Here is a 26,148-nt window from a genome sequence, read left to right on the forward strand (position 1 = left end):
GTGATTGGTCCGTGCGTCAATATGAAGTAATGGTCATCCTCGACCCGAGCCTGGACGAGCGCATCGTCGGGCAGTCCCTGGATAACCTGCTCACGGTCGTCAAGACCGAGGGCGGCAACGTCGACAAGGTCGACATCTGGGGCCGTCGTCGTCTTGCTTACGAAATCGCGAAGCAGGCTGAGGGCATCTACGCCGTGGTCAACCTGACCGCGACCCCCGCCACGGTCAGCGAGCTCGATCGCCAGCTGGGCCTCAACGAGACGGTGCTGCGCACCAAGGTTCTGCGCAACGACAAGTAGTTCTATCTGCTGACTTGTCGTACCCCGGCTCTAAGCTCGGGCGCAACAATTCACCACGGATGTGAACTGCACCCCCAGCAGGAGGAACCCCAATGGCAGCAGGCGACACGGTCATTACCGTTATCGGTAACTTGACCGCAGATCCCGAGCTTCGTTTCACGCCCGCGGGCGCAGCGGTTGCGAACTTCACCGTCGCATCAACGCCTCGCGTATTCGATCGCAACACGAACGAATGGAAAGACGGCGAGGCCCTGTTCCTGCGCTGCAACATCTGGCGTGAAGCAGCGGAGAACGTCGCTGAAAGCCTGACTCGAGGTGCTCGCGTCATCGTGAGCGGACGACTCAAGCAGCGCTCCTACGAAACCCGCGAGGGTGAGAAGCGCACAGTCGTCGAACTTGAGGTCGACGAGGTCGGTCCCTCGCTGCGTTACGCCACGGCCAAGGTTGCCAAGGCAGGACGCGGCGGCGGAGGCGGTGGCTTCGGCGGCGGTGGTTCCAACAATGCGGGTGGTGCGAGCGCAGGCGGCTACAACAACGGTGGCGGTCGGTCCGGCGGCAGCAGCAATGCTGGCGGCGGTCAAGACGACGACCCGTGGGGTAGCGCGCCCGCGGCTGGCTCCTTCGGGGGCGGCGGCCGCATGGATGACGAACCGCCGTTCTAAGAAACGGCACTCATAGTACGGAGAACAAGACCATGCCTAAAGCGCCCGCGCGCGAAAAGGTACTGAAGAAGAAGGCTTGCACTTTCTGCAAGGAAAGCAAGTCCGGAATCGTCAATATCGATTACAAGGACACCACGCTGCTGCGTAAGTACGTCAGCGATCGCGGCAAGATCCGCGCTCGCCGCGTCACCGGCAACTGCGTGCAGCACCAGCGTGACATCGCTGTCGCCGTCAAGAACTCGCGTGAGGTTGCCCTGCTGCCTTACGTGTCGACCGCTCGCTGAGAAAGGGAGTCACACCGATGAAGCTCATCCTCACCGCTGATGTTGACAACCTCGGCGCCCCCGGCGATCTCGTCGAGGTCAAGGACGGTTACGGCCGCAACTTCCTGCTGCCCCGCGGCCTGGCCATCCCGGCCACCCGTGGTGCGCAGAAGCAGGTTGAAGGCATCCGTCGCGCCCAGGACGCCCGCAAGGTTCGCGACCTGGATCACGCCAACGAGCTCAAGCAGGCCATCGAGGGCCTCGCCGCGGTTTCGCTTGCCGTGAAGACCGCCGACACCGGCAAGCTGTTCGGTTCGGTTACCGCTGGCGATGTTGCCTCGGCGATCAAGGCCGCTGGCGGCCCGGTCGTCGACAAGCGCAGCATCGAGCTGCCCAAGGCCCACATCAAGGCCACCGGCAAGCACACCATCGCGGTGCACCTGCACCCCGACGTGGTTGCCAAGTTCAACCTCGAGGTTGCGGCGAACTAAGTTCGTCTGACGGAAACCACCCCCACCACGTGGGGGTGGTTTCCGTTGCCCTTTTCTCTAGGTAGCTGGTCGATAGCCAACCCTATGGTCGGCCTGCTTCACGCTTCATGGCCGACGGTCAGCAATTCGCTGACCTCCCGTTATTCAGTCTGTGGATAACCCTCGAAACCGACCGCGCGCTTTGTGATGCCAGTCATAGCTAGGCCCACCGTCGTTTAACTTGCCGGGTTCCGGTGTTCACCTTTGGCGACACGCCGAACGAAGTTAATCCACAGGCGTCGGGTTTGTTAACAGGCGAACTATCAGGGCGTTGTGTGGTCTCAACCAGGGTTTTCCCCAACTTATCCACAGGTTATCCACAACCCAAGGTGAACAACTCCCAAGTTATCCACAGGCTGTGGGTAGCTGTGTCGGCTCTTGGCGAGTCTTGACGTAGTCGCTAGGTTCTTCGCAGCGCCCGAGTCTCGCCAGCTGGCCTCGGGAATCACGCAGGCAACCGATTGCTGGGCAGAGAGGACTCTTCGGTGACCACCACTGGCGATCGCGCGCAAACCGAGTTCTCCCCCGAGCCGCCCGGTGAAGATTTCGGCCGTCAACCACCCCACGACATGGCTGCTGAGCAGTCGGTACTCGGTGGCATGCTGCTGTCGAAAGACGCCATCGCCGACGTTGTCGAGGTGCTGCGCCCTGGCGATTTCTACCGTCCCGCGCACCAGGCCGTTTACGACACCATTCTTGATCTGTACGGCCGTGGTGAGCCCGCCGACCCGGTTACCGTCTCGGCCGGCCTTGAGCGCCGTGGCGAGCTCAAACGCATCGGTGGCCCGCCGTATCTGGTGACTTTGACCCAGACCGTCCCGACGGCGGCGAACGCCGGTTTCTACGCCGAGATCGTCGCTGAGAAGGCGATTCTGCGCCGCCTTGTCGAGGCGGGTACCCGCATCGTGCAGTACGGCTACGCGGGCGCTGACGGCCAGGACATCGCCGAGGTGGTCGACCGGGCACAGGCCGAGATTTACGAGGTCACCGAGCGACGGACCACCGAAGACTTCACGCCCCTTGAAGAACTGTTGCAGCCGACGATGGACGAGATCGACTCGATCGCGTCGCGGGGCGGCATTTCGCTTGGTGTGCCGACTGGGTTCACCGAATTGGATGAGCTGACGAACGGGTTGCACCCGGGCCAGATGATTATCGTCGCCGCGCGGCCTGGTGTTGGTAAATCGACGCTCGGCATGGACTTCATGCGCAGTTGCTCGATTAAGCATGGGCTGGCCAGCGTCATCTTCTCGCTCGAAATGAGTCGCACGGAAATTGTCATGCGTCTCCTTTCTGCCGAGGCCAAAATTAAACTTGGCGATATGCGCGCGGGACGTATGAGCGACGACGACTGGACCAAGCTCGCGCGCCGCATGAGCGAGATTTCGGAAGCGCCGCTGTTCGTTGATGATTCGCCGAACCTCACGATGATGGAGATTCGGGCGAAGGCGCGGCGACTCAAGCAGCGACACGATCTCAAGCTCGTTGTTGTCGACTACCTCCAGCTGATGACCTCGGGTAAGAAGGTCGAATCGCGTCAGCAGGAAGTTTCGGAATTCTCGCGAAACCTGAAACTGCTCGCGAAGGAACTTGAGGTTCCGGTCATCGCGATTTCGCAGCTGAACCGTGGTCCTGAGCAGCGAACCGATAAGCGACCGATGGTCTCCGATCTTCGCGAATCGGGCAGTCTTGAACAGGATGCGGATATGGTCATCCTGTTGCACCGCCCCGATGCATTTGAGCGCGACGACCCACGCGGTGGTGAGGCCGACTTGATTGTTGGTAAGCACCGTAATGGTCCGACCGCGACAATTACGGTCGCTCACCAGCTGCACTTGAGTCGGTTCGTTGATATGGCGCGTGGGTGACGCTACTCCTAGCGTTCGACCACTGCTCTCGCCTTCTCGATCGCCCACAGTAGGAAGTCGACTGGTACCTCGGAAATCAGTGGATCGATAGATACTGTCGCGTCGAGCCAAGATCCCCCGTCAGGAATCAACACGACGACATGACATCCAGGCCCAGGAAGGGCCGGGTCAGTGAACTCAATCATCCGTTGATCTGTCGTCAAATCGTCCGCAAAGACCACGGTGATCCACCGTCCCTTGAAATTTAGATCATCCATTTTCGCGCCCTTATCTCGATCCATCATATTTATGCAGAAATCTTTCAAAGTTGCGGGGCTTGCCCCCGCTCACCGTGCACAATCTCGATTTCCTGTGGCTGGCCATCCAGGATGTCTATCGCGACAGACGCTATATCGTAAGTCCCGATTGATCGGGCGAGCCGCAGGTAAAACCACACAGCCCCATCAGAAATGCGGTAACCGTGAGCGCGAATTCGCAGGTCGCCCACAAGGTCCTTCCGTACTGCTATGCAAGCCGAATACAACCGCATGCCGAAATCTGGTGCAACAGTCCAATTTCCTGAGCCGTGCTCACCGACTCCATGTTCCCGTAATTTCGGTTCGCGAAAAATTACCGGATGCCCGTCTGGAAACTGCTCGATGATCCCTTTGGTCAACGAAGCAATTTCAAAATAGGTCGGCGGGCCGCCGTGCTCGTCTGGTACGAGAATTCCGAAGTCAACATCCTCGCCAGACGAGCCGTATGCATCCGATCTAATCCTGATCTCGCGCCCAGAGACTAGGTTTGGAACCCACAGGTTCAGCTCGAACAGGGGCGGACCACCTGGCCACTCGCGCCTCTCAGAGATCTTCACTATCGCTCAACGCCCAGCATTTTAGTTCCTTTGCTAATTTGCCCTTTCAAAGTCTCGGTCCTTGGAATTTCATTCAGATCCTCGCTGGGGCTAAGCGTGCGCCGGTGTTGTCGGTGGCCGAGTGGAGTAGTCCGGCGGACTCACGTCAGATTCCTCGGTCGAGCATATCCAGCAGTTGGTTGGTGAGATCGTCGAGTTGGGCGGGCTCAAGGAAGCGCAGTGGGCCGTCGATGGCCAGGTAAGCCAGGCCGTGCACGGTCGGCCATGCGAGGAATTCCGCGCCCGCACGGCTTTCGGGGGTGAGCAGGCCCGTTTCGACCAATCCGTTGAGCGCGTCGGTGAGCAGTTCGATCGCGGAGCGCCCGGTCGGGCCTGCCGCGTCGGGTTCGGCGACGGCCGACACGTCGTGTTGGGTCGCGAAAGCCGTGCGAAACAGTCCGGGTTCCTCGCGCGCGAACCGGATGTACCCCGCGCCGACGGCGCGAAAGCGCGCTCTCGCGGTGACGGTCGCATCGTCGGTCGCGGTGATCGCGTCCTGTTCGGCGGTCATCGTCGCGGCCAGCTGTGCGAGCGCGTAGCGAGCTACGGCCTGTACCAACGCTTCTCGGTCCTTGAAGTGGGTGTAGGTCGCGTTCGGTGCCACACCCGCACGTCGCGACGCCTCGCGCAGGACGATCGCCTGTGGGCCGCCGCCTTCGCGCGCCATCGCCACACCGGCCTCAAGCAGGGCTTCGCGTAGGGCACCATGCCGGTAGGTGCTTCGCTGTGCCGGTTTCGGCGCGGTGTCACTCATTTCAGTTCGAACCCCTGATCGACGACGATTCTGGACGTTGTTCAGATCATAACTGGACAACGTCCAGAAGTCGTGTACCTTCTCTTCTGTACAGCGTTCAGATTCCATATCGCCAGGCACACAGGAGAACTCACATGCGCACTCTGATCAGCACCGCGTTCATTTCCCTCGACGGCGTCGTTGAAGCGCCCGGCGGCGAGCCCGGGTACCGCAACTCCGGGTGGACCTTCAAGCACACCGAATTCGTCCCCGATGCCTTCGCGATCAAGGGGCGCGAACAGCAGGAAGCCAGCGCGATTCTGCTCGGCCGTACCAGTTACGAAGCGTTCAGCCCGGTGTGGCCGGATATGGCCGACTTCGCGGAGTACAAGGAAATGCCCAAGTACGTCATTTCCACCACGCTCACCGACGATGTCTTGGTTTCGAACTGGGGTGAGACCACGATTCTGCGCTCGCTTGACGAGGTGGCCGCCCTCAAGCAGACCGAGGGCGGGCCGATCATCGTCCACGGCAGCGCATCCTTGAACCAGGCGCTGTCCGACGCCGACCTGATCGACCGCTACCACCTGCTCGTCTTCCCGCTGCTGCTCGGTGCGGGCAAGCGCCTGTTCTCGACCGCCGACAACGACACCAAGAAGTTGGAGCTCGTCGAATCTGCGGCCTACTCGAATGGCTTGCAGCTCAACGTCTTCGACGTCGTGCGCTGAACCACTAGGCGACGACGGCGGTTGGGGTTCGTGGCCAGTGGCGGTGGGCCTCGTCGATCACGAACTCGTGCGTGTGCTCGTAAACGCCGTCGGCCACTCGGATCGCGTCGCGCAGTTCGGCGGGGTCGATGGTTCCTGCCAGGTGGCGGTGAGTCAGGGCCGTCGGCTCGTTGCGAGGCCAAGTACGGACCGCCACCGCCGCGCCTGCGACGGCCAACGCAAGCAACACCGTCCAGGTCGTCGTGAATCCCGTTGCCGCCGTGAGCCATCCGTCGACTGGATACGTCACCAACCACGCCAAGTGCGACAGCGAGAATTGGGCAGCGAATAAAGCCGCACGGTCGGGTGCGTGGGAGCTTCGGCGCAGGAGCTGGCCGGTCGGGGTCAAGATCGCTGCCGTTCCCCCGCCGATCAATGACCACACCGCGACCGCCGCCGGCCAGTTCCCGCCCGCAATGGTCGACAACACGATCGCACCGGTCAGCCCGGTGACCAAAGCGGTTGCGCCTGTGAGCATTACGCGACGAGCGTCGACGCGATCCAATATCCGAGGCAATGCCAAAGCGACGATCGCAGTGCCAATCCCATTGGCCGCCAACAGCATCGCGACGTCAGTCTGTGTTCCACCCAACACGTCGCGCACGTAGTTGACCGTGTTCACCATGACCACCGCGCCCGCCGCCGCGATAACCAGGTTCAAGCCGAGCAGGCCACGCAGGCGCGGCGTCGCAGCGAAAATGCGCATGCCAACGGCGAGACGCTTCGTGAAACTTCCCTGAGTCACCGTACGCGCGTTCGGAACCCGTGTGCTCAACACCAAAATCGACGAAACAACAAACCCAATTGCCGTCGCTACGAATAGCCAGTTAAAGCTGATCACCATCAACGCGGCAGCCGCGAGCATAGGGCTCAGCAGCGTTTCCATTGTCGCGGCGAATTGCGCGGCGGAAAGGGCGCGCGTGTAGTCGCGTTCGTCGGGGAGAATATCGGGAATAACCGCTTGATATGTGGGTGTGTACGCCGCCGACGCCGTCTGCAAAATCACGATGAGCACATAGATCTGCCACACCTGGTCAATAAACGGCAGCACTAACACGGCGGAAGCGCGAATAACATTGAGCCCGACCAGGAATCGCCCGCGCGAGTAGCGGTCGGCGTACGCGGCAACGACCGGTGCGACCGTGACGTACACGAGCATCTTCAACGTGAGCGCGGTACCGAGCACCGCGCCCGCGTCGGCACCGGCCAGCTCGTAGGCGAGCAAACCGAGGGCGACGGTGGTGAAACCGGTGCCGAACAGCGCGGTTAGTTGCGCGGCGAACAGCCGGACGTAGTCGCGGTTGGCGAACAGGGAACTCTGCGTGGCGCTCATGGGAACCGACGGTACGACGACGCGTCCCGTTTGTAAACCCCTAGGGGGTACCGGTATCCGCACCAGCAGGGCCACCTCCCGACAGGCGCGAATTGTCGCCACACCGTTGCCGAGTCGCGGACCAGAACCGTGCCTAACCCATGTGAGAATTCCACCCAGGCACGTTCGACTTCGACCCTGTGAGGTGGCGTCATGTCGTTTTGGGATTTCGTGTGGTTGATCGTCATCAGCTTCGGCTTCGTGGCATACCTAATACTGCTGTTCATCATCCTGACCGACCTGTTCCGCGACCATAAAATCAGCGGCTGGATGAAAGCGGTCTGGATTATCTTCCTGTTTATCTTCCCACTGCTCACCGCGCTCGCCTACCTAATCGTGCATGGCGGCGGCATGGCGAAACGCCAGCAAGAGGCTGCGACGGAGGCTCAGCAGCAGGAAACCGCTTACATCCGCAAAGTCGCTGGTACGAGTCCCGCGCAGCAGATCGCCGAAGCGCAGGCGCTGCTCGACAAGGGCACGATTACCCCTGCCGAGTACGAACAGCTCAAAGCGAAAGCGCTCGCGCACTAATTGGCGACAAACCTCGTCAATTGCGGAACCGCCTCGCCAGGGTGCTTCGCGTTAAATGGCTCGCCGATGGCCTGCAACTTCCAATCACCGCTGCTGCGAAAGACTTTCGCCATGCTGATCGCGGTGAACGGCATTCCGCCGGTAAGGGAGTAGCGGGCCAATTCGGCATTATTCGTGCCGTCGATAAGTCGGCAAAACGCGTTGGTGACCTGTTGGAAGGTGTGGCCCTGGTACGAGGTCACGAAGAAAAGCAGCGTTGTCACGTGGGCGGGCACGCGGGTGAGGTCGACCAGGATCACCTCGTCGTCGCCATCGCCTTCGCCGGTGAGGTTGTCGCCTTGGTGTCGGATCGCGCCGTCTTTCGACGTCAGTTGGCCGTAGTAGACGACGTCGACAAGGGAGTTGTCGGCGTACATCGCGACTGAGGCGTCGAGATCGATTTCGATCGGACGTCGCCCGAAGAGGCCGCCGCGGGTCACCGGGTCCCAGCCCAAACCCATGCGGATGTAGGTGAGCACGACGCCGCCTTCCTTGCGGAGGGTGACGCGCTGACCTTTCGCGAGGGAGACCGGGCGACCCTTGGCGAGGGAGACCTCGGCAGGTTGTTGCGGAGGCGGCGCGGGCGCGTACGTGGGCGGGGCGACCGGCTGGTACGGCTGCGAAGCGCCCTGTGGCGCGGAATAAGTCGGCTGTGGACTCGGATAGGGCTGCTGAGCGGGATAGGCAGGCTGAGCTGGGTACGACGGCTGCGCTGCGACCGGCCGAGCGGGCGCATCCGCCACGCTCACCCCGTGATCGGCGACTAGGGCCGCAAACCCCCCGGCGTACCCGTCGCCAACCGCGCGCACCTTCCACGCACCCTGCCTGCGATAAACCTCAATCGCGATGACAACCGACTGGCTAACAAGCCCATCGATGCGGAAGTCGTAGAGCCGGTTGCCGTTGGGTTCGGTGATGCTGACGGTCGGGGCGGCGAGTGTCCCGAACGTGGCGTTTCCTTCGAGAACGACGACGGCGCGAATGCTCGCGATGCCAGCTGGCACGCGCGAAAGCGACAACGCGACCGTGCCACTTCGGCCGCCGACCACGGGATTCACCCGCACGCCGGGGCCTTCGGGCTGGTTGTAGAAGATGAAATCGGCGTCGGTTCGCACCGTGCCTTGCTCAGTGACCAGCAGCGCGGCGAGGTCGGCGGGCGCGCCAACCTGCACCGCGATGATCAATTCGTCAGCAGCAAGCGGGCCGTTTTGGCCCCTTCACCAGTGTTTGCGACATCGCGACTCTCCCCGCGCCAATGTGGTTGCCGCTCAACTGTACGAGAGCGCGCGCAACCGCGTTGGGCACCAAGCGAAGTCGCTGATTGGGCCGGTAACGTGACCGAGCACACCTGGTCTCGACTTGATAGCGCCAGTAACGATGGGGTTCGGTAGACCGACATTGTTCGTGACATGCGGCCCGTCGGGGGGCCCACCACACCAGTTGGCCTTCGGAACGGGATCAAGACATGAACCTGCGCGAATTCCTCGCGAAACACAAGATTGCCTCCGCGGTCGCCGCGCCTGCGGCACTCGGTGTCGCCGCGGTGGTCGCGGCATCGTTCGCGGTCACGTCACAGCCGCGGACCAGCGATTATGAGCTGACGACGTCGGTTACTGAGTGCCGCGAGATGGTCACCATCTCGGTTGCTGGCCGCAACGACACGCCCGTTCAGGGCACGACGGCGATGCTGCTCGATGCCAACGGCAACCCGCTGCCCGCCGCGCTGTCGGGCGACCATTCCAGTGTCTGGGTTGACCCGGTCGTCAACGCGCCCGCAGCCGGGGTCGCCGAGGGTCAGTACGCGGCGGTTTACATCGCCTACCCGGCGGATATGTCGAGTTACGAGGACGCGGTCAACGCTGGTGTCGCCAACACCCAACAGGTGATGCGCGAGATTTCGGTGGCGTGCCCCGACACCAAGTTCTCGATTGTTGGCTACAGCGAAGGCGCCGACGTCGTGCGACGGGTCGCTGAGGGCATCGGCAACGACAGCCCGGCCGACGGTTACGCGACCGTCGACCCGGCTGACGTGCTTGGTGTCGTGATGTTCGCCGACGCTGGTCGCAAGGCGGGCGACGGTACGTTCATCGGTGCCGCCGACCCCAACCACCCCGACAACTTCAACCAGAACTACTCGAATGGTCAGGCGCCCATTTCGGGTCAGGGTGTCACGACCGGCGGCGGCTTCGGCGCGCTGAACGGCAAGATCGCCTCGTTCTGCACCGAGGGCGACCTCACCTGCGCCGCGCCGAAGAACATCTCGCTGCTGCAGTTGGCAGCCAACGTTGGTCGTCAGATCAACGTCGACGACCTCCAGCGCGACGGGCTCACCCCCGCGACCGGCCAGGATGTCGCGTTCCAGCTTGGGCGCATCGCGATGGCCGCGTTCAGCGACATCGGCTCGAACCCGAACTGGATGGCGAGCGACGAAACGTTCCTTGACGTGCTGTTGAAGGTGTCGGACCCCGACTACAAGCCGGGTGTCGCGAAGCCGGTTTCCCAAGCCGACACGATTGCCGCCGAGAAGGTGTCGCCGCTGGCGTACCTGCCGCAGAAGGTGTTCAACGAGATCGTCGGGCTGATCGTGACGAACCAGAACACGATCCCGGTCGCGATGAGCGACCCGTACCAGCTGACGCTCGGCCCGAACGGGACCGGCCACCACTTCGATTACTGGCGTGATTCCGATGCCGCGAATGGCAAGCCGCTCACGTCGGCGGAGTACGCGGCGGCGTGGTTGACTAACCTCGCGCAGCAGGCCCAGGCTGGCGAGCCGGTGAACACGAAGTCCGCGCCCGCTGATGCCGACATCCAGGCCGCGCTTGTGCTGCCGCAGGTGTCGCGTGCTGAGCTCACCGCGCCGGTGGTGACGACGTCGAAGGTGCCTACGACGACTAAGGCGACCACCACGTCGAAGGCGGCGAGCACGACTAAGTCGACGACGGAGAAGGCAGCGCCGACGACGACGGTCAAGCCTGCGCCGTCGACAACGACCGATAAGTCGGTCGCGCCGAGCACGGTTGCGCCGACGACGACCGTCGCGCCGACGACAACGGTTGCCCCGACTACGACTGTCGCGCCGACGACCACGTCGGTGGAGCAAGCCCCGGCACACGCGCTGGCCCCGGCCAAGGTGAGCGTCGACCCGACGGTCGCGCCGAGCACGGTTGCTCCGACGACCGTCGCGCCTACGACGGTTGCGCCTACGACGGTTGCGCCGACTGTCGCGCCTACCACGGTGGCTCCAACGACCGTCGCGCCGACCACCACGGTTGACCCGACAACTACAACGGACGCGCCGCCCGCGCCGTAGTAGGCGGCAAGCTACGAGCCCGGGCACGGATTTGCTTCCGTGCCCGGGCTTTTCGCTTTGGTAGCGCAACCAGGTGGTTGCGAAAAACGTGGCATTTTCGTGCAGTTTCGCGTCCTGACCCCGATTTCGGCCCGAAAGCCCGCGAACTCGCACGAAAATGCCATGCGAGATCGACAAACCATGCCGTAGCCCACCCATCCTGGTGACGTATCCCCACGACGGTGCGATGATCTCCGGGTGACTCAGTGGCTTCCACTCCTCGGCTCGCTCATCGTCGCCGCCGCAGTTCTGGGCGGCATCCTTGGGATCAACCGCACCAATCGCGAGGCGATCGCGGCCGCGGACGAGCGCGGGCGGCAAGCGCTAGACGCCGCCCAACGCCACATTGAACTGTCGAATATGGTCGGTGACCAGCGCGATCACGAAGCGTGGCGGCGGGAGGCCGTGCTGGCTGCTGTCGCGTCGATTCTGGAAACGTCGGCGTCGGTGCGTTCGGATTTGGCCAGCGTGCAGGACTGGGACCTGGTGACCGCCGACGAAATCGACAACGTGAGCGCCGATATCCACAAGGTGATTTGGGGTCGGCCAGCCTCGATGCTGCCGCGACTGCGCGTCGTTGCGCAGCGCCGTATTTCCAGCAAATGCGAAGACCTCCTGCGCACGCTGACCGCCGCCCAGCACATCACGATGCAGCGCCTGAAACTGCACATCGACGTGGAAGCAACCGTCGACGAGCTGGAAGAAATGGCCGAGCTGTGGCAGAAGGCGATGCGCCACGCGGCTGAGCAGGAACGCGCGCTGGTTGAGACGACCCGCACCGAATTGGGCATCGCAACGAAATCCTCTGCGCCACAACCAGTTTCGCGCCCCGAGCCGGTCGCCCAGCGTGTAGAGCTTGAGCACGAAACCCCCGAGCCGCAGGCCGCCCCAGAGCCCGCCACCGCGCAGGTCACTGCCGAGCCCGCAGCGGCGCACGTCAGCGAGGGGTCGGCAGCCGAAGAGCACGCCACCCCCGCACCCCAATCCTCAACCCCCGCACCAGAAGACGCCCCCGAACAGGTCTTCATCCAGCAGGCAGTGGCCACCCACAACGCCGACCAGCGCCCGGTCGCCCAGGTCTAACCGCCCCAGCGCCGAACGCCCGCGCACTCGACTATCCCAGCCCGACCGCGCACTGCCCCACCTGCGCGCTCGACCACGCCCAAACCGACCGCGCGTCGCCACCCCGCGCCCTCGACTACGTCCGCACCGAACGCGCACTGGCCCATCCCGCGCTCTAGCCACGACCGAGCGCGCCCCTCGCTCACGCGCTCGACCACGTCGGACCACACTCCCCATTGCACAACCCACGCGCACTCGACTATCCCAGCCCGACCGCGCACTGCCCCATCTACGCTCGACCACGCCCAAACCGTCCGCGCGCCCAGTCAACCCCGCGCGCTCAACCCGCCCGAGCACTCCGGGCTGCTCATCCACGCACTTCGGCAATCCCGCTGCCCGCGTACTCGACCTGCGGATCTTCAACCACTATCGCGCACACCGTGCCGAAGGTGTCCTGGTTCACCATCGACAGCGAAATGCGAACGGGCCGCGACACTCTCGCGTGTCGCGGCCCGTGCTGTGCGGGGAATTAGCCCCGGTAAGCGAACACGTAAGCCAGCTTGCCCGGCTTCGCTTCCTCGTACGGCTTGGCCAGCTTCGCGAATTCCTTTTCGTCGAAGGCGGGCAGCTTGCCGAGGGCCGATGCGGTGAAGCCGTCGGTCACCTGCGCGTTGCCGTCAAGGGCGACCATCTTTGTCGCGATCGCGCGGACCAGGGCCAGGTAGGCGGCGTGGTCGTTGAGGTTGGCGGTGCGCGGGTTCACTGCCGGGTCAGTCTGGGCGCGCAGCCAACGGCCCCAGTAGAACTCCTGGAACGCCGGCGCGCCGCCACCCTGGGAGTAGGAGATGTCGCGGGCGAAGTACAGCGCGGCGCGGTACGGGTCGTTGCCGAAGTTGGCGAGACCAAGCGACTGAGGGAGCTGGTTCGGCTGGATCGGGTTGTCGTTGGCGTCGCGCAACCAGGTCCAGCCCTTGGCCTGCATGGTCTGCCAGAACGCGGCGGGGTTCTCCTTCGACAGGTTGCCCGTAATACGAACGCGCACAGGCGTGTTCGGGCCCGCGGTCTCCAAGAACGAGGTGAAGGTGTGGTGGCCGTCGGTCAAGTAAAGCTGACCGTGCGGGCCGACGACGGCGGTCTTCATCGGTTCGATGGTCGCCGGGGTCTCGCTGCCGCGCGCGACGGCGCAGGTGAAGCTCGACGGATCCGACAGCCGCGCGCCCGCGGGTGCCGACGCGGCCTGCTTCAGACCTGCCGACTCACACCAGTCGTCGAACTGCTTGTTGATCGCGTCCTTGCCCTTGGTGTAGCGGCCGAGCTTGTAGAAAACCTCGTCGTGGCCAAGCGACGGCTGCGTTGGCCGCAACTGAGTGAGCGTGGTGTCGACCAGGTCGCCTTCTTTGGCGTCGCAGTAGTTAGTCGGGTTGCTGTTGCCCGGCGCGCAGGGGAAGTTGCCGTTGGCAGGGTCGGCGGTGGCCGTCGAGATGACGGAACCGAACAGGCCCGCCGCGAGCGCGACGACGGTCGCGGTGCGACGCAATGTGTGGTGCATTCGGAAAAATTCTCCTGTGGCGCTGGGTAACTCGCACCCCGTCCGAATAGACGCGGCCCGCTGTGTTTAATGAGCGCGAACGACGAACACGCGGCACCGGATTTAACGCGAAGCGAACATTTAACGCTCTACGGTTGGGAATCCCTGCTGCCGACGTGGTTGACCGCGTAGCGTAGAAAGCACCCGCCCGACAGTGTGGTCGATCGCGAAAGTCTGTACACACCACACCGATGGGGGTACTGCCATGGATTTCATCGCACCACTAGACGCGCTATTCCTCCTCGCTGAGTCGCGTGAACATCCGATGCACGTGAGTTCGCTGCAACTGCTTGAGCCGCCGGAGGGCACGGGCCCGGAGTACGTGCGCGAGTTTCGCGAGCGCCTGCTCGCCGACCGGGAACTGCGGCCGACGTTCCGCAAACGGCCCGCCACCTGGCTCGGCGCGCCACAGTTGGCGTGGCGGCTCGATGACGATGTTGAACTCGATTACCACGTTGGCAGACGGGCTATCGCGAGCCCTGGTCACCTCGATGACCTGCTCGAATACACCTCGGCGCTGCATTCGCAGTTGCTTGATCGACACCGCCCGCTGTGGGAAATGCGGTTCATCGAAGGGCTCGCCGACGGCCGGTTCGCGCTGTTCACGAAGATGCATCACGCGCTCATCGATGGCGTTTCCGCACAGCGCGTCTTGCGCAGAACGCTCTCTACCGACCCAACCGACCAGACGGTGATGCGCCCGTGGAACCTCCCGCGCAAGACCCGCGTCGCGTCGCATAAACCGGGCGTCGGCGGGCTCATTAAGGGCGCGGGTTCGTCGCTCGCTGGCATCGCGAAAGCGGCCGACGTCGGGTTGCGTAAACAGCAGCTGACCTTGCCCTATGCCGCGCCGCGCACGATGTTTAATGTCCCGATCGGCGGAGCGCGCAGGTGCGCGGTTCGGAGCTGGCCGATGGACCGGATCAAGCAGGTGAAGAAGGCGACCGGCACCACGGTCAATGATGTGGTGCTCGCGATGTCAGCGGGCGCGCTGCGTGCGTATTTGCTGGAGCGACAAGCACTTCCCGACAAGCCGATGATCGCGTTCGTGCCGATGTCGGTGCGCGACCCCGACGACACCGACACCCAGGGCGTGAAGATCGCCGCGTTGCTGTGCAACCTTGGCACCGATGTCGCCGACCCGCTTGAACGACTCGAAGTGATCGCCGACTCAACACGCCGCAATAAGCAGGTGTACCAATCACTTTCGCCAACGCAGACGATGGCACTTTCGGCGCTGATGCTGAGTCCCCTTGTGCCCATGTTCCTTCCGGGCTTCGCCGCCGTCGGCGCTCCCCCGTTCAACATCGTGATTTCCAACGTTCCTGGCGCGAAGGAACCGCTGTATTGGAACGGCGCGCGCCTGGACGCCAGCTACCCGCTGTCGATCCCGCTCGACGGCCAAGCCATCAACATCACCCTCACCTCCACCGGGGACAACCTCGACTTCGGTTTGGTCGGGTGCCGCCGCACCGTGCCTGACCTGCATCGATTGCTCGATCATCTCGAAGATTCGCTCGCTTCGTTAGAGGCCGCCGCGAACTAGAACGTGTTACAGTTCGGTATGCGTACCGAATTTTGTGAACAGCTCGGCATCGAGTTCCCGATCTTCGCCTTCACCCACTGTCGCGACGTGGCCGCCGCGGTCAGCAACGCGGGCGGGCTCGGGGTACTCGGTGCTGTTGGCTTCACCGCCGAGCAACTTGAGGTGGAGCTGAGCTGGCTCGATGAGCATGTCAACGGGGTGTACGGCGTGGATCTGGTCATCCCGTCGAAGTACGAAGGCAAGGGCGTCGAGGGCCTTTCGCCCGAGGAACTCGAAGCTCAACTGGCGCAGATGGTTCCGCAAGGTCACCGCGACTTCGCCGCGAAACTCCTTGCCGACCACGGGGTTCCAGCGTTGCCCGACGGCGAGCATCACAACGAACTGCTCGGCTGGACCGCAACAACAGCGGCACCGCAGGTGGAAGTGATCCTGCGCCACCCGAAAGCCAAACTCGTCGCCAACGCGCTTGGCACCCCGCCCGCTGACGTCGTCGAGCGAATTCAACAGTCAGGCAGGGTGATTGGCGCGCTCTGCGGCTCGGTAAAGCACGCGCTCAACCACAAGGCGGCCGGGCTCGACTTCGCCGTTTGTCAGGGCACCGAAGGCGGCGGTCACTGCGGCGAGGTTTCGTCACTTGTGTTGTGGCCGCAGGTAATTGACGCCGTCGGCGACATGCCCGTGCTCGCTGCGGGCGGCATCGGCAACGGCGCGCAAATCGCATCGGCGCTCGCGATGGGCGCGGCGGGCGCGTGGACGGGCTCGCTGTGGCTCACCGTCGAAGAGGCGAACGTCCCGCCCGCGCAGATGTCGACCTATCTGTCGGCGTCAAGCAACGACACCGTCCGCTCGCGGGCATGGACGGGCAAGCCGTGCCGCATGCTGCGCAACGACTGGACCGACGCGTGGGAGGCCGACGACACGCCCAACCCGCTGCCAATGCCGTTGCAGATGATGGTCGCGCTCGACGGCGTCAAGCGCGGTCACCGCTACCCCGAAGCCGCCAAAGACGTGAACTTCAACCCGGTCGGCCAGGTCGTCGGCATGATGAACCGCATCGAACGCAGCGCCGACGTGGTGAACCGCCTGGTCTCGGAATACGTCACCGCCTGCGATCGGCTCACCAAGCTCAACGGGTAATCACCCGTTTGCTAGCTCCAGCACTCCCCGCCCGATCGGCCTAGAATTACCTGCATTCTCTCAATGCGGCGGTATTGCCGATCGGTAGCGAGCGGGATGGCGGTGGGTGTGAAGTGGGCGACGGGCAGGTCTGGGCCGAACTCAAAGCTAAATTCGCCGACGCGATGGTGCAGCTGCGCGGCGACCTCGCCCATCACCCCGGCGAGACCAAACCCAATCTCGATCCCGGCGATGACGAGAGCAAAATCCCGGCCGTCCCCCCCGACCTGCTGAACCTGCTGTGCCGGATCGGGGTTGCGCTCGTCGGCGCTGGCGAAACATCAACCAGGGTCCAGGAATTTCTCGATCGACTCTCCAAGCGCTACGGCACAAGCAGCGTGCACTTCATGGTGTTGCCGACCGCGGTTTTCGTTCGGGTGCGTACCGCCGACAACGGTTCGCAACTCGACATGCTCAACGCGCGGGTCGGCACACTGCCGCTCGATCAAATCGCCGCGCTGTATCGGCTCATCGACGAAATTCTGCGCGACGCGCCGCCACCGGAAAAAGCCAGCCGCGAACTCACCGCGATCCTGCACCAAAAACCAGGCAGCCCGCCCTGGGTGATTCTGCTTGGACAAGTGGTGTTGACCGTGGGGCTCGGCATGATGCTTAACCCGGGCGCGCGCGCGTTGGTCGGGTACGTGGTGCTTGGGCTTGTGGTTGGTTTGCTCACGCAGCTCGCTGGCAAGTTCAAGCTGCTGCATATCGCGTTGCCGGTTGTCGCGTGCGCGCTCGTCGCGATTCTCGCGTTCGGGTTTCCCGGAGTGCTCGCGGGTGGTCAACCGCAGCAGTTGCTCATCCCCGCGGTGGCGACGCTGATCCCTGGCGCGATGCTCACCAACGGCACGATCGAATTGGCGACCGGGTCGATGGTCGCCGGCGCGAGTCGCATGGTTTACGGAATCAACATGCTTTTTCTGATGTCGTTCGGATTGTTCGTCGGGATCAGTGTGCTTGGCACGCTCAAAAATGTGCCGATCAGCCACGCGCAGTTGGGCTGGTGGGCACCACTGCTCGGGGTGTTGCTAATCGGGTACGGGCACTCGTGGCGGTCGAGCGCGCCGCAAAATTCGGTCGGCTGGTTGCTGCTCGTCTTGTATGTCACCTACGCCGCGCAGTTCATCGGCAAACACATTTCCGGGCCGCTGACCGGCGCGTTCCTCGGCGGGCTCGTCGCGGTTCCCGCCGCGTATTTAATTCAGGGGCGAAAACACGCGCCGCCGACGCAAGTCGCGTTTCTGCCCGCGTTCTGGATGTTGGTGCCCGGCGGGATCACGCTCACCGGCATTTCGGACTTGATCATGCCGAACGCGCACGAGACAACCGGCCAGGGCGGTCTCGGGGTGATCGTCTCGGCGTTTCTGACGGTCATGGCGATCGCGCTTGGGGTCATGGTCGGGTCGAGCCTTACGTCAACGCGCCCGCCGCACGTTGGCACGATTTTGGAATCGATCATGCCGTCGCAGGCAAAGGGGACGGCGTTCGGGCAGTGGGTTGACGCTCACGCGGATGCGGACGCGCATAAGCCGCGAAAACCCCCGAATCATTAATTTTTCGCGGCTGGCGCCGCGGGGTCTGTGTCTTTTCGCGGCTGGCGCCGCGGGGTCTTGGCCCTGTTCCCCGCCTCTTCCCTCCCTCCGGGCGCTCCTTCGTCGCACCCTCCGGTCAGTCCATCGGCGGGCGGGCCAAGACCTTGCAGGGTGGGGCGTCAAACCGTTTAGCCAGCACTGGCGAGGCCCGTTTACGCGACCTCGGCGGCGGGCTCGTGCACGCCGAGTAACTGCTCGAAACGCGCGGTCACCTTCGCGTGGTACAGGGCGAAAAGGTCGTCGAAGAGGGCCAGTTGTGCCTCGGTTGGCGGCGCGTCGGCCGCCCACGCGGCGAGCAGACCGCGCCAAATCGCGACGTGAAGGTCGGGCGCGACGGCGAAGTAGGCGCTCACCGCGGTAGGCACTTCGAGCACCATGTCGGCGATCGAGTTGAGCACCGCGCGCTGCACACCCATGCCGAGTGCACCGAGCAGCGAGCGGGTCACCGCCATTTCGACGTTCAGCATTGCCGCGTGATCGGGCAGGTCAGCGCGGGCCAGCGACTCCAGTTCGTCTATCGCAGCGGTCAATTCGGCAATGTCGACGGCAGCATCGGGGTCGTCGTAGCAAAGGTCGGTGTAACAAAGCAGAGCGTCGGCGATGATTCCGCGCTCGGTTTCGACCAGGTCAGCGAACATCCCCGACGCCAGTTCAGGCACGTCGGCGGCGAAGCGGAACAGGTGCCGGTAGGCGTCCATGCCACCTTCGCGACGCACGTCGAGCACCGCGAAGCCCCGGCCGCGAAGGGCTTCGACAAAGCCGTACGACTCAAGGCGACCAAGCGTCAATTGTGCTGTGGCCCGATTCATTTCGAATTCCTCAGCGACTTGACGCACTGACGGCATCAGGTCACCGGGCTGGTACTCACCGATCGCGACGCGCCGGGCCAACTCGTCAGCGACTTCGGCGACAACTGTGTGCGCTCCCACCGAATGTCACCTCTCAGCTGGAAAAGCCTGTTATGTCCCAGACAGTTTATCCCCGCTACCGATCGCGCTTAGATCATGTCCTTGTCGCTCATCCACTTCAGCACCGGCCAGCCGAGTAGCACGGGAATCCAGCAGGTCAGGACGCGGTAGAGCAGCACGGCGGGCACCGCGACCTCGGCTGGCACACCGAAGGCGGCGAGACCACCGATGAGCGCGGCTTCGACAGCGCCAACACCGCCGGGCGTGGGTGCGGCCGACGCGAGCGAGCCGCCAATCATCGTCACGATGGTGACGGCGACGAAATCCGTTCCGCCACCGAATGCTTCGACGCTGACCCACAATGCGAAGGCCTGGCCGAGGGTGATCGTCGCGCAGGCCAGGATGATGACGCTGAAGCGTTTGGGGTTGCGCGCCAGGTCAGTGAGCTCGCGAACAACTTCCTTAACCTGTGGTCGGACGGAGTGATTGACCCAGTGTCGCAGCTTGGGCACCAGGACAAACAGCCCGATAAAGCCAACGCCGACGCCACCTACGAGGTAGAGGACGGTCGCGTCTGGGACGATGTGGGCAAGATTCGACGACGTTCCCGCGACGATCGAAAACAGCACAAGCAGCGACAAATGCGTCACGACCTGCACGGTTTGTTGCAGCGCGACGGCGGCGGTCGCGCGCGTTGTCGTCAGCCCCCCGGACTGCTGCAAGTACCGCACGCTCAACGCGAGCCCACCGACGCCTGCCGGAGTTGTCGTCGCGACGAAGGTGTTGGCGAGTTGTTCGAGCGTCATCCAACGAAGCTTGACCGGGTAGCCAGCACACGCGTTGAGGCCGAGCGCGGCCCCGACGTAGGTCGCGGCCGAAATTCCAAGTCCGCCGAGCGCCCACCACCAGTTGATGTGGCGGAGCTGGCTAAAGAACGTCGGAACCTGGCTGATGAAGGGGTACGCCACGTAGACGAGCGCGACGAGCAAGATCAACTGAATGATCTGCTTGCGACTAAACCGCGTGACCTGGGCTGTCTTGATCTGGTCATGCCCGGTCTGGTCGCGCACCTCTTGCGATGCCTTCTGAACGTCTTTGTGCCAGTGGGGAATTGACCTGCGAATCCCAGTTGGCATCGCCGAGCGCGTCAAGCGGCGGGCCGCCGAAACCACCGCGTTCTCACCAAGCACCTCAATCGCCGACGCGACCGCGACCTTGCTGCCGAACAACGACGTCGCGGTCACGAGCAGTTGCGCGATGTCTGAGTTGCGTTGCACGTCGCCCGAACCGAACTCGGCGGCTGCGAACCCGCCAAAGAGCGTGTCGCCGTGCTTAATTCGAATCAGATCAGGTTGCAGGTCGCCGAGCGTGATCTGGTTGCGATGCAGGTCTGCCATCGCGCGCCACACGCCGGGCAGCACGTCGGACTTGTGATCGGCGAGACGCGTGCCTTCAGGGACGGTGTGCGCGTAGAGCATCCAGCCACGGTCGAGCGCGGCGACGGTGAAGTGGCTGCAATCGGCTTTGCCGAGGTCGCCGATCGCGATGCCCATCAGCGCCCGATGCTCGACGGCGCGTTGCATCGACCCGTGCAGCGGCGCGGTTTCGCTCGGACGGAACGTGATCAGCCGCCAAAGTTGGCGCATCGCACCGAAACTGCGTTGGTTCTTGCCGTACATTTCGACGACGATTTCGCCGGCTGGCTCGGCAACAGCGGTCGCGAGCAGCAGCGGTCCGCGTCCTGCCGGATGTACGACGGTGAAGCCTTGGACGGTGAAGCCGCGTCGCGCGAGGACGCGAACGGCCGCGTCGAGCGGCACCTCAAGCGCGGGCGTGCCTACGAGCCACACGATGATCGCGCCGACGAGCCAGCCGACCGCGAGCCCGAGCATCGCGCGAGCGGGCACGACCGAGCTCACAACGAGGTGAATCGGTGCGAACATTAAGAGCAGGAACCACATCCAGCGACGTGGTCGCGTTGGCAACCACGGGCTCGACACCGTGAGCATCGCGGCGAGCATCGCGATCCAACGCGGGTCGTCGAGGAATTGGCCGAGGAAGGTATCGAGTCGATCGGGCACTTGCAGGTGCCATTTCGGCGTCGACAGGCCAGTACCCGTAAACGAGAGCGCTAGTACCGCGAGCCAGCCCGCCGCCGCGTAACCTGCCAGCAGTTTCCACTGGCGTCGCAACACCAATTCGATGAAAATCGCGAACGGCAGCGCCAGGATCAGCATGCCGTAGATCAGGTAGACCATGTTCGACTGCTCGGGGTTGAGGAACCCCACGATGTTGGAAACCGACTCTTCGAGCGCGAGCCATTCCGGGCGCGTGATGAGCGATCCGGTGATCACGATGGCGACCGACAAGATCGCGAGCACAACGCGAATGATGTCGCTGGTACGCCGGATCAGCGGTTGAAGAAGACTTCCCGATACCGGGATCTCCCGACCGTCAACGCGCATAGGCGCACGATACTGGGTTGCCGTGCCGGTAGGGTTTGCGGGCTGGCGGGGTGTCGGCCCCTTATTTTGGGGCTTGACGTGCGGTTGCGCGACGATCGTGGCTAGGGATTACCCGAATTGTCGGTGGTAGCGCGTGTAGGCGATGGATTACTTCGAACGTCGCGTCGCGGTCGGCGTCGACGAGTTCGCCGGGCATCGGCGCCTTTTCCCGCAGCAGGCGAATTTGTAGCGACGACCAAACCGCGTCGCCAGCGAGGAGGATTCGGCGGTCACCTTCGACCGCGAGTAGCACGCCGACGCTGCCTGGGGTGTGACCGCCGAGGTCGACGATGATCACCGAGCCGTCGCCGAACAGATCGTGGCTCGCGCGGAAGGTGAGCACGGGCGGGCCGGTGAGTTCGTAAAGGTCGAAGACGCGGCCGCGTAGTGGCCCGCGCGCGACGCCGAGCGGGGCGTGCGGGGTGGTCATCGCCCAGGTGTATTCGGCGGCGGGCACGCGAATGGGCACCCAGCCGGGGATTTCGTACAGGCCCGATACGTGGTCCCAATGCAGGTGCGTTGGGAGGACGAAGTCGAGGTCGGCGCTGGTGAGCCCGACCGTCGCGAGGATGTCGGTGAGCCCGGTGACCGGGCGATCTGGGCCGACGAAATGCCCCATCGGGAAGGGCAATTCGGGCAGGACACGCTCATGCACGCCCGCGCAAAGGGCGGGGTCGACGAGGAACGTGGCTTCGGGATGCCGCACGACGAAGGTAGACATGCCCATCACCGTCGAACCGAGCGAGGCCACACCTTCGGTGATCACCGAGGTTGGCGCCGACAGCGTTGCCTGCGTGAGGGCGGTGAACTCGACCGTGGTTTCTGCCTTGGGCGGTGGCACGTATTCGAGGTTGGCGAGAAACTCATGGTCGACGCGCCGGGGCCGGACGATGCGCTGCGCGGTGTTTACCGTTGCGGCGCAACAGGTGAGAATCGTCGATAACATCGCCGTGCGCTCACCCATGCCTGCCACTGTGCCACCTCGACGCGGGGTGTGCCATTTCGCGGTACTACTCGCGGCCCATCAGCCGGTCGGTTTCGCGGCGTTCACGCTTCGTCGGGCGACCCGCACCACGGGCGCGTTGCGGGATCGACGCGAGCACTTCCTTCGGTGGCGGCGGCGGGCTTCGGTCGATCATGCACGTCGCGGCAACCGGCGGGCCAACTCGTTTGTGGATGATCTGTTCGACAACGACGATGCGTTCGATTCCCGCGTGCCGAATGCGGATTTCGTCGCCGTGCCGAACGGGCTGCGCGGGTTTGGCGGTAACGCCATTGACGCGCACATGCCCGGCGCGACATGCCTCAGCGGCGGCCGAGCGGGTCTTGAAAAGCCGAACCGCCCAGGTCCACGCGTCGACGCGGGCCTGAGCGGTTGAGCGAACTACTGGGGGCACCCCTAGACGATACGGCGAGCCGTAACTACGTCGTCGGCGCTGAGGTGCGTGTAGGAAACCGGGGTGCCGGACTGCACGGCGTTGAGGAGCTTGCCGTCGCCAGCGTAGATGCCAACGTGGCCGCCACCGTTGGTGATGACGATGTCGCCGGCCTGGAGGTTCTGGAACGCGACGGGAGCGCCAACGTGGGACTGCTCGAAGCTGGTACGCGGCAGTTCGACACCGGCCTGGCGGTAAGCCCACTGCACGAGGCCGGAGCAGTCGAAGCTCTGCGGGCCAGCAGCGCCCCAGTTGTAGGAAGCGCCGAGCTTGGTGCGCGCCGCATCGAGGGCAACGGCACCAGCGGACTGCTGCTGGGTCTGGAACGGGTTTTCGAAGGTGATGCCGGGGGCAGGAGCCGCCTGGTTCTGCGGCGCGACCATCGACTGGAACTGCTTGTTGAGTTCCTGTGCGGGGGCGTCGAACTCAGGCGGAACATCGAAGTTTCCGAGACCGGGAATGTTGATCGTGCCAGCCATAGCGTTGACGGCGGGCATGGCACCCGTCGATGCGGCAACGGCACCCAGAACGAGGGCACCCTTGACCGAGTTGGGCACGCGTGAATCTCGCTGCAAGCTGTGTTTACCCACCGAGACGAGTCTCCGATCTTGCTACTCTCCCGCCCTCGAAATCGCCTGGCGCAGCGATCTTTATAGGCAGTAACTCCAGTGGCGCCGTTTCTCTGACGAAGCGACAGACTCCACTAGGTCACGAGAAGATTACGACGTGAGACCTTCGCTGTCCAGCGAAGCGCGCAAGTTGTTTTCCTCAAAACCTCGAAACCGCAGGACAATCGCTTAGTCCCGGCGTGTCGCAATGGCCGCTTCGAGCGCCGCGATACGTGCGCGGGCCTCGGTGAGCTCCACTTCCATCGAGCCGAGCCGACTCACGATCGGACCGAGCGCGAGCGCGGCGAGGTGCAGCGGGTTGTAACCCTGATCGACCGCGGCAAGCAATCCCGCGTGCAGCACCTTGGTTCGGTGTGCGGTGTCGGGGATCGGCCATTCGGCGACCATCTCGTTGAGTTGGAGTTCGGGCGTGACCGTCTCGTCAGACATAGCTAGAAGTATGGGCCGAATCGGGAGTTACCTGACGGCAACTCACTTGTCACGCAACAACGGGCGTAAACCGAAAAGATCGGTTATTGTGGTGGAGATCACGTTGTGTGGTGAGTCACACGACTCGGTGCAGTGCGGCCCGGGGATTTTTGGGCGTGCCAGTGATCCGACGAGTCGGTATGCCCGCCATATACACAGGAGGTAACGATGACACGCAGCGATATCGTGGAACTGCGCTACGCGGTCGGTCAGCTCCGGCAATCCATCGGCGCACTGCGCTCCAACTATGGCGATGCGGCCACCGTGCGCAGGCTGGAGAACGACCTCGAACGGCTCGTCATCGATGCCGATGAGTTCGAGCACACCCCGCCACCAGAGGTGTCAACCCCGCGCAGGTCAGAACCGATCTACGTGCCCGACAGCAAGTCGGATGAGGCGGCGTGGATGGGTGCCCAAGACGAAGGGCTCGGGTTTCACTCGCGGCCACGTACTAAGTAAGTGACTCGATGCTGGGCGGGCTAACTCGGTTAGCCCGCCCAGCGTCCTTCTATCCCGCTCGGTGGCGGCCGAGTCGGCGTGGGCCGCGTCCCGGCGGTCGAGCGCCGTGGAAACGTGCTCCACGCGGTGCCTCTTCGGGTTCGTCAGCAGCAGATTCGAATAGCGCGGCAATGCCGTGGTCGGGGCCGAGCGTGATGGCTTCAAGGCCGAAGCGGCCGCCGCTGCGTTCTAGTTCGTGCAGCATCGTCGTCATGATTCGCAGGCCGGTCGCGCCTGCCGGGTGGCCAAGTGCCAGGTCCGATCCGTTCACGTTCAGGCGTTCGAGCGGGTCGATTTCCCATTCATTCGCCAGTGCCAACACTTCTACCGCGTAGCCCTCGTTCACTTCGAGCAGGTCGATGTCGCCGAGGCGGAAACCGGTGCGCGCCAACAGCTTTGACACCGCCGGCGCCGCACCCAGCGCGGGGCCAGCGCCATCGCAACCGGCAGCCGCCCAGCCAGCGAGGTAACCGATGGGCGTCAGCCCGAGCTCGTCGAGTCGGTCCTCGCCAACAACCAGGCACGCCGATGCGCCAAGCCGGTGCGTGCTCATATTGCCGACCGTCACCACGCCGGCGTCGAGCAACGGACGCAGGCCAGCGAGGGTGCGCATGGTGAGGTCTTCGCGCACGCCTTCATCGCGTCGAATTTGCAGGTCAGGAAGATGTTGTGCCACGCCGACCGGCACGATTTCGGCGGCGAACGCGCCTTGGCGCCACGCGCGTGCCGCCTTGCGGTGACTCGCGATGGCGAACTCGTCGGCGGCGACGCGGTCGATGCCGTAGTAGTGGGCGAGCCGTTCGGCGTTGTGCAGTCCCGCGCTGCCACCGGGCGGGCCAGGCTGGACGGTCACGCATTCGACGCCGCCCGCGACGACGACGTCGGCGGCTCCGGTCTGCACCATCATCGCCGCCGTCAAGACCGCTTGCAGTCCGCTGCCGTGCCGGTCGGTCAAAAAGCCGGGGACGGCGAAGGGTAGTCCCGCGTCGCGGGCGGCGAGCGCGCCTAGCGCTGGCACATCAAGCTGATCGGGGTCGACGCACGTCATCGCGACGTCTTCGATGTGTAGCGGGTCGATTCCTGACCGCTCGATTACCGCCGAAAGCACTGTGGTCGCCAGCCATTGCGCTGGCATGCCCGCCAACGCGCCACCGTCGACGCCACTTGGCGTACGGACTGGCGCGACGATCGCCGCTCTTCTCATGGACACGTCCAAGCTCTGTTCTTGATCCCTATCGGTTGCTTGGCACAGCGCACCACAGGTTTGTTGCCACTGAATGACAGCCGATTACTAACCGCGACTGTGAGCGAGATCACTACCAATGCGCCGGGTCGAGTTCCTCGTGACCCACCGTTACCTGTCAGACCTTCGGCGTATGGTGGCCTACATCACAAACCCAAGGGGCTGGTAATAACGCCTTCCCCCAACGGCT

27 protein-coding genes are annotated in these 26,148 nt (G+C 63.8%); 13 read left to right on the forward strand and 14 right to left on the reverse strand.

Going from position 1 to position 26,148, the window contains the following annotated elements; translation table 11 throughout:
- Positions 1 to 11 precede the first annotated feature (11 nt).
- The 5 genes from rpsF to dnaB all read left to right on the forward strand — a co-directional run bounded on the left by rpsF (position 12) and on the right by dnaB (position 3,622).
- On the forward strand, positions 12 to 299 hold the full coding sequence (gene rpsF / locus IEX78_RS13525) for a 30S ribosomal protein S6 (RefSeq protein ID WP_188829232.1): 288 nt from the start codon (positions 12 to 14) through the stop codon (positions 297 to 299).
- 92 nt (positions 300 to 391) lie between these two features.
- Positions 392 to 961 carry a single-stranded DNA-binding protein gene (locus IEX78_RS13530; protein WP_188829233.1) on the forward strand — a complete coding sequence of 190 codons (570 nt, stop codon included), beginning with the start codon at positions 392 to 394 and terminating at the stop codon, positions 959 to 961.
- 32 nt (positions 962 to 993) lie between these two features.
- The gene (gene rpsR / locus IEX78_RS13535) at positions 994 to 1,245 is read left to right on the forward strand and encodes a 30S ribosomal protein S18 (protein WP_019050001.1); all 252 of its coding nucleotides are present in this window, start codon (positions 994 to 996) and stop codon (positions 1,243 to 1,245) included.
- A gap of 17 nt (positions 1,246 to 1,262) precedes the next feature.
- Entirely contained in the window at positions 1,263 to 1,715 is a 453-nt protein-coding gene (rplI, locus tag IEX78_RS13540; protein WP_188829234.1) for a 50S ribosomal protein L9, read from the forward strand.
- Positions 1,716 to 2,239: 524 nt separating this feature from the next.
- Entirely contained in the window at positions 2,240 to 3,622 is a 1,383-nt protein-coding gene (gene dnaB, locus IEX78_RS13545) for a replicative DNA helicase (protein ID WP_188829235.1), read from the forward strand.
- 8 nt (positions 3,623 to 3,630) lie between these two features.
- Here dnaB and IEX78_RS13550 read toward each other — a convergent pair whose 3' ends face one another.
- The 3 genes from IEX78_RS13550 to IEX78_RS13560 all read right to left on the reverse strand — a co-directional run bounded on the left by IEX78_RS13550 (position 3,631) and on the right by IEX78_RS13560 (position 5,268).
- Positions 3,631 to 3,879 (reverse strand): hypothetical protein, encoded by a 249-nt coding sequence (locus tag IEX78_RS13550; protein ID WP_188829236.1) that lies wholly within the window; start codon positions 3,877 to 3,879, stop codon positions 3,631 to 3,633.
- A gap of 44 nt (positions 3,880 to 3,923) precedes the next feature.
- A complete protein-coding gene (locus IEX78_RS13555; protein WP_188829237.1) occupies positions 3,924 to 4,475 on the reverse strand; it encodes a hypothetical protein in 552 nt (183 codons plus the stop codon).
- Positions 4,476 to 4,620: 145 nt separating this feature from the next.
- Positions 4,621 to 5,268 carry a TetR/AcrR family transcriptional regulator gene (locus IEX78_RS13560; RefSeq protein ID WP_188829238.1) on the reverse strand — a complete coding sequence of 216 codons (648 nt, stop codon included), beginning with the start codon at positions 5,266 to 5,268 and terminating at the stop codon, positions 4,621 to 4,623.
- A gap of 134 nt (positions 5,269 to 5,402) precedes the next feature.
- Between IEX78_RS13560 and IEX78_RS13565 the strand changes: the two genes are divergently transcribed.
- Entirely contained in the window at positions 5,403 to 5,975 is a 573-nt protein-coding gene (locus tag IEX78_RS13565) for a dihydrofolate reductase family protein (RefSeq protein WP_188829239.1), read from the forward strand.
- A 4-nt stretch (positions 5,976 to 5,979) separates the two neighbouring features.
- On the opposite strand, the gene IEX78_RS13570 is transcribed toward IEX78_RS13565, so the two are convergent.
- Complete coding sequence (locus IEX78_RS13570) at positions 5,980 to 7,347, reverse strand: MFS transporter (RefSeq protein WP_188829240.1); 1,368 nt, start codon at positions 7,345 to 7,347, stop codon at positions 5,980 to 5,982.
- A gap of 192 nt (positions 7,348 to 7,539) precedes the next feature.
- Between IEX78_RS13570 and IEX78_RS13575 the strand changes: the two genes are divergently transcribed.
- Positions 7,540 to 7,917 (forward strand): SHOCT domain-containing protein, encoded by a 378-nt coding sequence (locus IEX78_RS13575; protein ID WP_188829241.1) that lies wholly within the window; start codon positions 7,540 to 7,542, stop codon positions 7,915 to 7,917.
- Here IEX78_RS13575 and IEX78_RS13580 read toward each other — a convergent pair.
- The gene (locus IEX78_RS13580) at positions 7,914 to 9,140 is read right to left on the reverse strand and encodes a TerD family protein (RefSeq protein ID WP_188829242.1); all 1,227 of its coding nucleotides are present in this window, start codon (positions 9,138 to 9,140) and stop codon (positions 7,914 to 7,916) included. The two genes, IEX78_RS13575 and IEX78_RS13580, sit on opposite strands and share 4 nt — an antisense overlap.
- A 281-nt stretch (positions 9,141 to 9,421) precedes the next feature.
- On the opposite strand from IEX78_RS13580, the gene IEX78_RS13585 reads away from it, so the two are divergent.
- Together IEX78_RS13585 and IEX78_RS13590 are read left to right on the forward strand one after the other, a co-directional pair.
- Complete coding sequence (locus IEX78_RS13585) at positions 9,422 to 11,269, forward strand: cutinase family protein (protein ID WP_188829243.1); 1,848 nt, start codon at positions 9,422 to 9,424, stop codon at positions 11,267 to 11,269.
- A 237-nt stretch (positions 11,270 to 11,506) separates the two neighbouring features.
- Complete coding sequence (locus IEX78_RS13590) at positions 11,507 to 12,391, forward strand: hypothetical protein (protein WP_188829244.1); 885 nt, start codon at positions 11,507 to 11,509, stop codon at positions 12,389 to 12,391.
- Between the two features lie 346 nt (positions 12,392 to 12,737).
- On the opposite strand, the gene IEX78_RS24540 is transcribed toward IEX78_RS13590, so the two are convergent.
- Together IEX78_RS24540 and IEX78_RS13595 are read right to left on the reverse strand one after the other, a co-directional pair.
- Complete coding sequence (locus IEX78_RS24540) at positions 12,738 to 12,866, reverse strand: hypothetical protein (RefSeq protein ID WP_268240896.1); 129 nt, start codon at positions 12,864 to 12,866, stop codon at positions 12,738 to 12,740.
- Positions 12,867 to 12,899: 33 nt separating this feature from the next.
- Complete coding sequence (locus IEX78_RS13595) at positions 12,900 to 13,919, reverse strand: ParB/Srx family N-terminal domain-containing protein (protein ID WP_229683938.1); 1,020 nt, start codon at positions 13,917 to 13,919, stop codon at positions 12,900 to 12,902.
- A 244-nt stretch (positions 13,920 to 14,163) separates the two neighbouring features.
- On the opposite strand from IEX78_RS13595, the gene IEX78_RS13600 reads away from it, so the two are divergent.
- The 3 genes from IEX78_RS13600 to IEX78_RS13610 all read left to right on the forward strand — a co-directional run bounded on the left by IEX78_RS13600 (position 14,164) and on the right by IEX78_RS13610 (position 18,233).
- Positions 14,164 to 15,504 (forward strand): WS/DGAT/MGAT family O-acyltransferase, encoded by a 1,341-nt coding sequence (locus IEX78_RS13600; protein ID WP_188829245.1) that lies wholly within the window; start codon positions 14,164 to 14,166, stop codon positions 15,502 to 15,504.
- Positions 15,505 to 15,522: 18 nt separating this feature from the next.
- Entirely contained in the window at positions 15,523 to 16,641 is a 1,119-nt protein-coding gene (locus IEX78_RS13605; RefSeq protein WP_188829246.1) for an NAD(P)H-dependent flavin oxidoreductase, read from the forward strand.
- 113 nt (positions 16,642 to 16,754) lie between these two features.
- Positions 16,755 to 18,233 (forward strand): threonine/serine exporter family protein, encoded by a 1,479-nt coding sequence (locus tag IEX78_RS13610; RefSeq protein ID WP_188829247.1) that lies wholly within the window; start codon positions 16,755 to 16,757, stop codon positions 18,231 to 18,233.
- A 191-nt stretch (positions 18,234 to 18,424) separates the two neighbouring features.
- Here IEX78_RS13610 and IEX78_RS13615 read toward each other — a convergent pair whose 3' ends face one another.
- From IEX78_RS13615 to IEX78_RS13640, 6 genes are all read right to left on the reverse strand, one after another.
- On the reverse strand, positions 18,425 to 19,201 hold the full coding sequence (locus IEX78_RS13615) for a GntR family transcriptional regulator (protein WP_188829248.1): 777 nt from the start codon (positions 19,199 to 19,201) through the stop codon (positions 18,425 to 18,427).
- Positions 19,202 to 19,269: 68 nt separating this feature from the next.
- A complete protein-coding gene (locus IEX78_RS13620; RefSeq protein WP_188829249.1) occupies positions 19,270 to 21,645 on the reverse strand; it encodes a lysylphosphatidylglycerol synthase transmembrane domain-containing protein in 2,376 nt (791 codons plus the stop codon).
- A gap of 61 nt (positions 21,646 to 21,706) precedes the next feature.
- Positions 21,707 to 22,648 carry an MBL fold metallo-hydrolase gene (locus tag IEX78_RS13625; protein ID WP_229683939.1) on the reverse strand — a complete coding sequence of 314 codons (942 nt, stop codon included), beginning with the start codon at positions 22,646 to 22,648 and terminating at the stop codon, positions 21,707 to 21,709.
- Positions 22,649 to 22,694: 46 nt separating this feature from the next.
- Positions 22,695 to 23,081, reverse strand: a complete 387-nt coding sequence (locus IEX78_RS13630) for an RNA-binding S4 domain-containing protein (protein WP_188829250.1) — start codon at positions 23,079 to 23,081, stop codon at positions 22,695 to 22,697.
- Between the two features lie 2 nt (positions 23,082 to 23,083).
- Positions 23,084 to 23,617: a C40 family peptidase gene (locus IEX78_RS13635; protein ID WP_373291598.1), complete on the reverse strand. Its 534-nt coding sequence runs from the start codon at positions 23,615 to 23,617 to the stop codon at positions 23,084 to 23,086.
- A 300-nt stretch (positions 23,618 to 23,917) separates the two neighbouring features.
- Entirely contained in the window at positions 23,918 to 24,178 is a 261-nt protein-coding gene (locus IEX78_RS13640; protein ID WP_188829251.1) for a hypothetical protein, read from the reverse strand.
- Between the two features lie 207 nt (positions 24,179 to 24,385).
- Here IEX78_RS13640 and IEX78_RS13645 point away from each other — a divergent pair, with 207 nt between their 5' ends.
- Entirely contained in the window at positions 24,386 to 24,676 is a 291-nt protein-coding gene (locus IEX78_RS13645) for an Rv0250c family protein (RefSeq protein WP_188829252.1), read from the forward strand.
- Between the two features lie 49 nt (positions 24,677 to 24,725).
- Here the strand turns inward: IEX78_RS13645 and IEX78_RS13650 are convergent, their stop codons facing one another.
- A complete protein-coding gene (locus IEX78_RS13650) occupies positions 24,726 to 25,919 on the reverse strand; it encodes a thiolase family protein (RefSeq protein ID WP_188829583.1) in 1,194 nt (397 codons plus the stop codon).
- Positions 25,920 to 26,148: the final 229 nt, after the last annotated feature.

The sequence above is a fragment of the Nocardia camponoti genome, assembly GCF_014646135.1.
GTDB lineage: Bacteria > Actinomycetota > Actinomycetes > Mycobacteriales > Mycobacteriaceae > Nocardia > Nocardia camponoti.

Bases quoted from the DNA above. Each gene is read 5' to 3' on its own strand.
- IEX78_RS13600 (WP_188829245.1), top strand. From the start codon at position 14,164: ATGGATTTCATCGCACCACTAGACGCGCTATTCCTCCTCGCTGAGTCG.
- IEX78_RS13605 (WP_188829246.1), top strand. From the start codon at position 15,523: ATGCGTACCGAATTTTGTGAACAGCTCGGCATCGAGTTCCCGATCTTC.
- IEX78_RS13650 (WP_188829583.1), bottom strand. From the start codon at position 25,919: ATGAGAAGAGCGGCGATCGTCGCGCCAGTCCGTACGCCAAGTGGCGTC.
- rplI (WP_188829234.1), top strand. From the start codon at position 1,263: ATGAAGCTCATCCTCACCGCTGATGTTGACAACCTCGGCGCCCCCGGC.
- IEX78_RS13645 (WP_188829252.1), top strand. From the start codon at position 24,386: ATGACACGCAGCGATATCGTGGAACTGCGCTACGCGGTCGGTCAGCTC.
- IEX78_RS13575 (WP_188829241.1), top strand. From the start codon at position 7,540: ATGTCGTTTTGGGATTTCGTGTGGTTGATCGTCATCAGCTTCGGCTTC.
- IEX78_RS13595 (WP_229683938.1), bottom strand. From the start codon at position 13,919: ATGCACCACACATTGCGTCGCACCGCGACCGTCGTCGCGCTCGCGGCG.
- rpsR (WP_019050001.1), top strand. From the start codon at position 994: ATGCCTAAAGCGCCCGCGCGCGAAAAGGTACTGAAGAAGAAGGCTTGC.
- IEX78_RS13570 (WP_188829240.1), bottom strand. From the start codon at position 7,347: ATGAGCGCCACGCAGAGTTCCCTGTTCGCCAACCGCGACTACGTCCGG.
- IEX78_RS13635 (WP_373291598.1), bottom strand. From the start codon at position 23,617: ATGCCCGCCGTCAACGCTATGGCTGGCACGATCAACATTCCCGGTCTC.
- IEX78_RS13530 (WP_188829233.1), top strand. From the start codon at position 392: ATGGCAGCAGGCGACACGGTCATTACCGTTATCGGTAACTTGACCGCA.
- IEX78_RS13585 (WP_188829243.1), top strand. From the start codon at position 9,422: ATGAACCTGCGCGAATTCCTCGCGAAACACAAGATTGCCTCCGCGGTC.
- IEX78_RS13620 (WP_188829249.1), bottom strand. From the start codon at position 21,645: ATGCGCGTTGACGGTCGGGAGATCCCGGTATCGGGAAGTCTTCTTCAA.
- IEX78_RS13560 (WP_188829238.1), bottom strand. From the start codon at position 5,268: ATGAGTGACACCGCGCCGAAACCGGCACAGCGAAGCACCTACCGGCAT.
- IEX78_RS13565 (WP_188829239.1), top strand. From the start codon at position 5,403: ATGCGCACTCTGATCAGCACCGCGTTCATTTCCCTCGACGGCGTCGTT.
- IEX78_RS13625 (WP_229683939.1), bottom strand. From the start codon at position 22,648: ATGGGTGAGCGCACGGCGATGTTATCGACGATTCTCACCTGTTGCGCC.
- IEX78_RS13550 (WP_188829236.1), bottom strand. From the start codon at position 3,879: ATGGATGATCTAAATTTCAAGGGACGGTGGATCACCGTGGTCTTTGCG.
- IEX78_RS13640 (WP_188829251.1), bottom strand. From the start codon at position 24,178: ATGTCTGACGAGACGGTCACGCCCGAACTCCAACTCAACGAGATGGTC.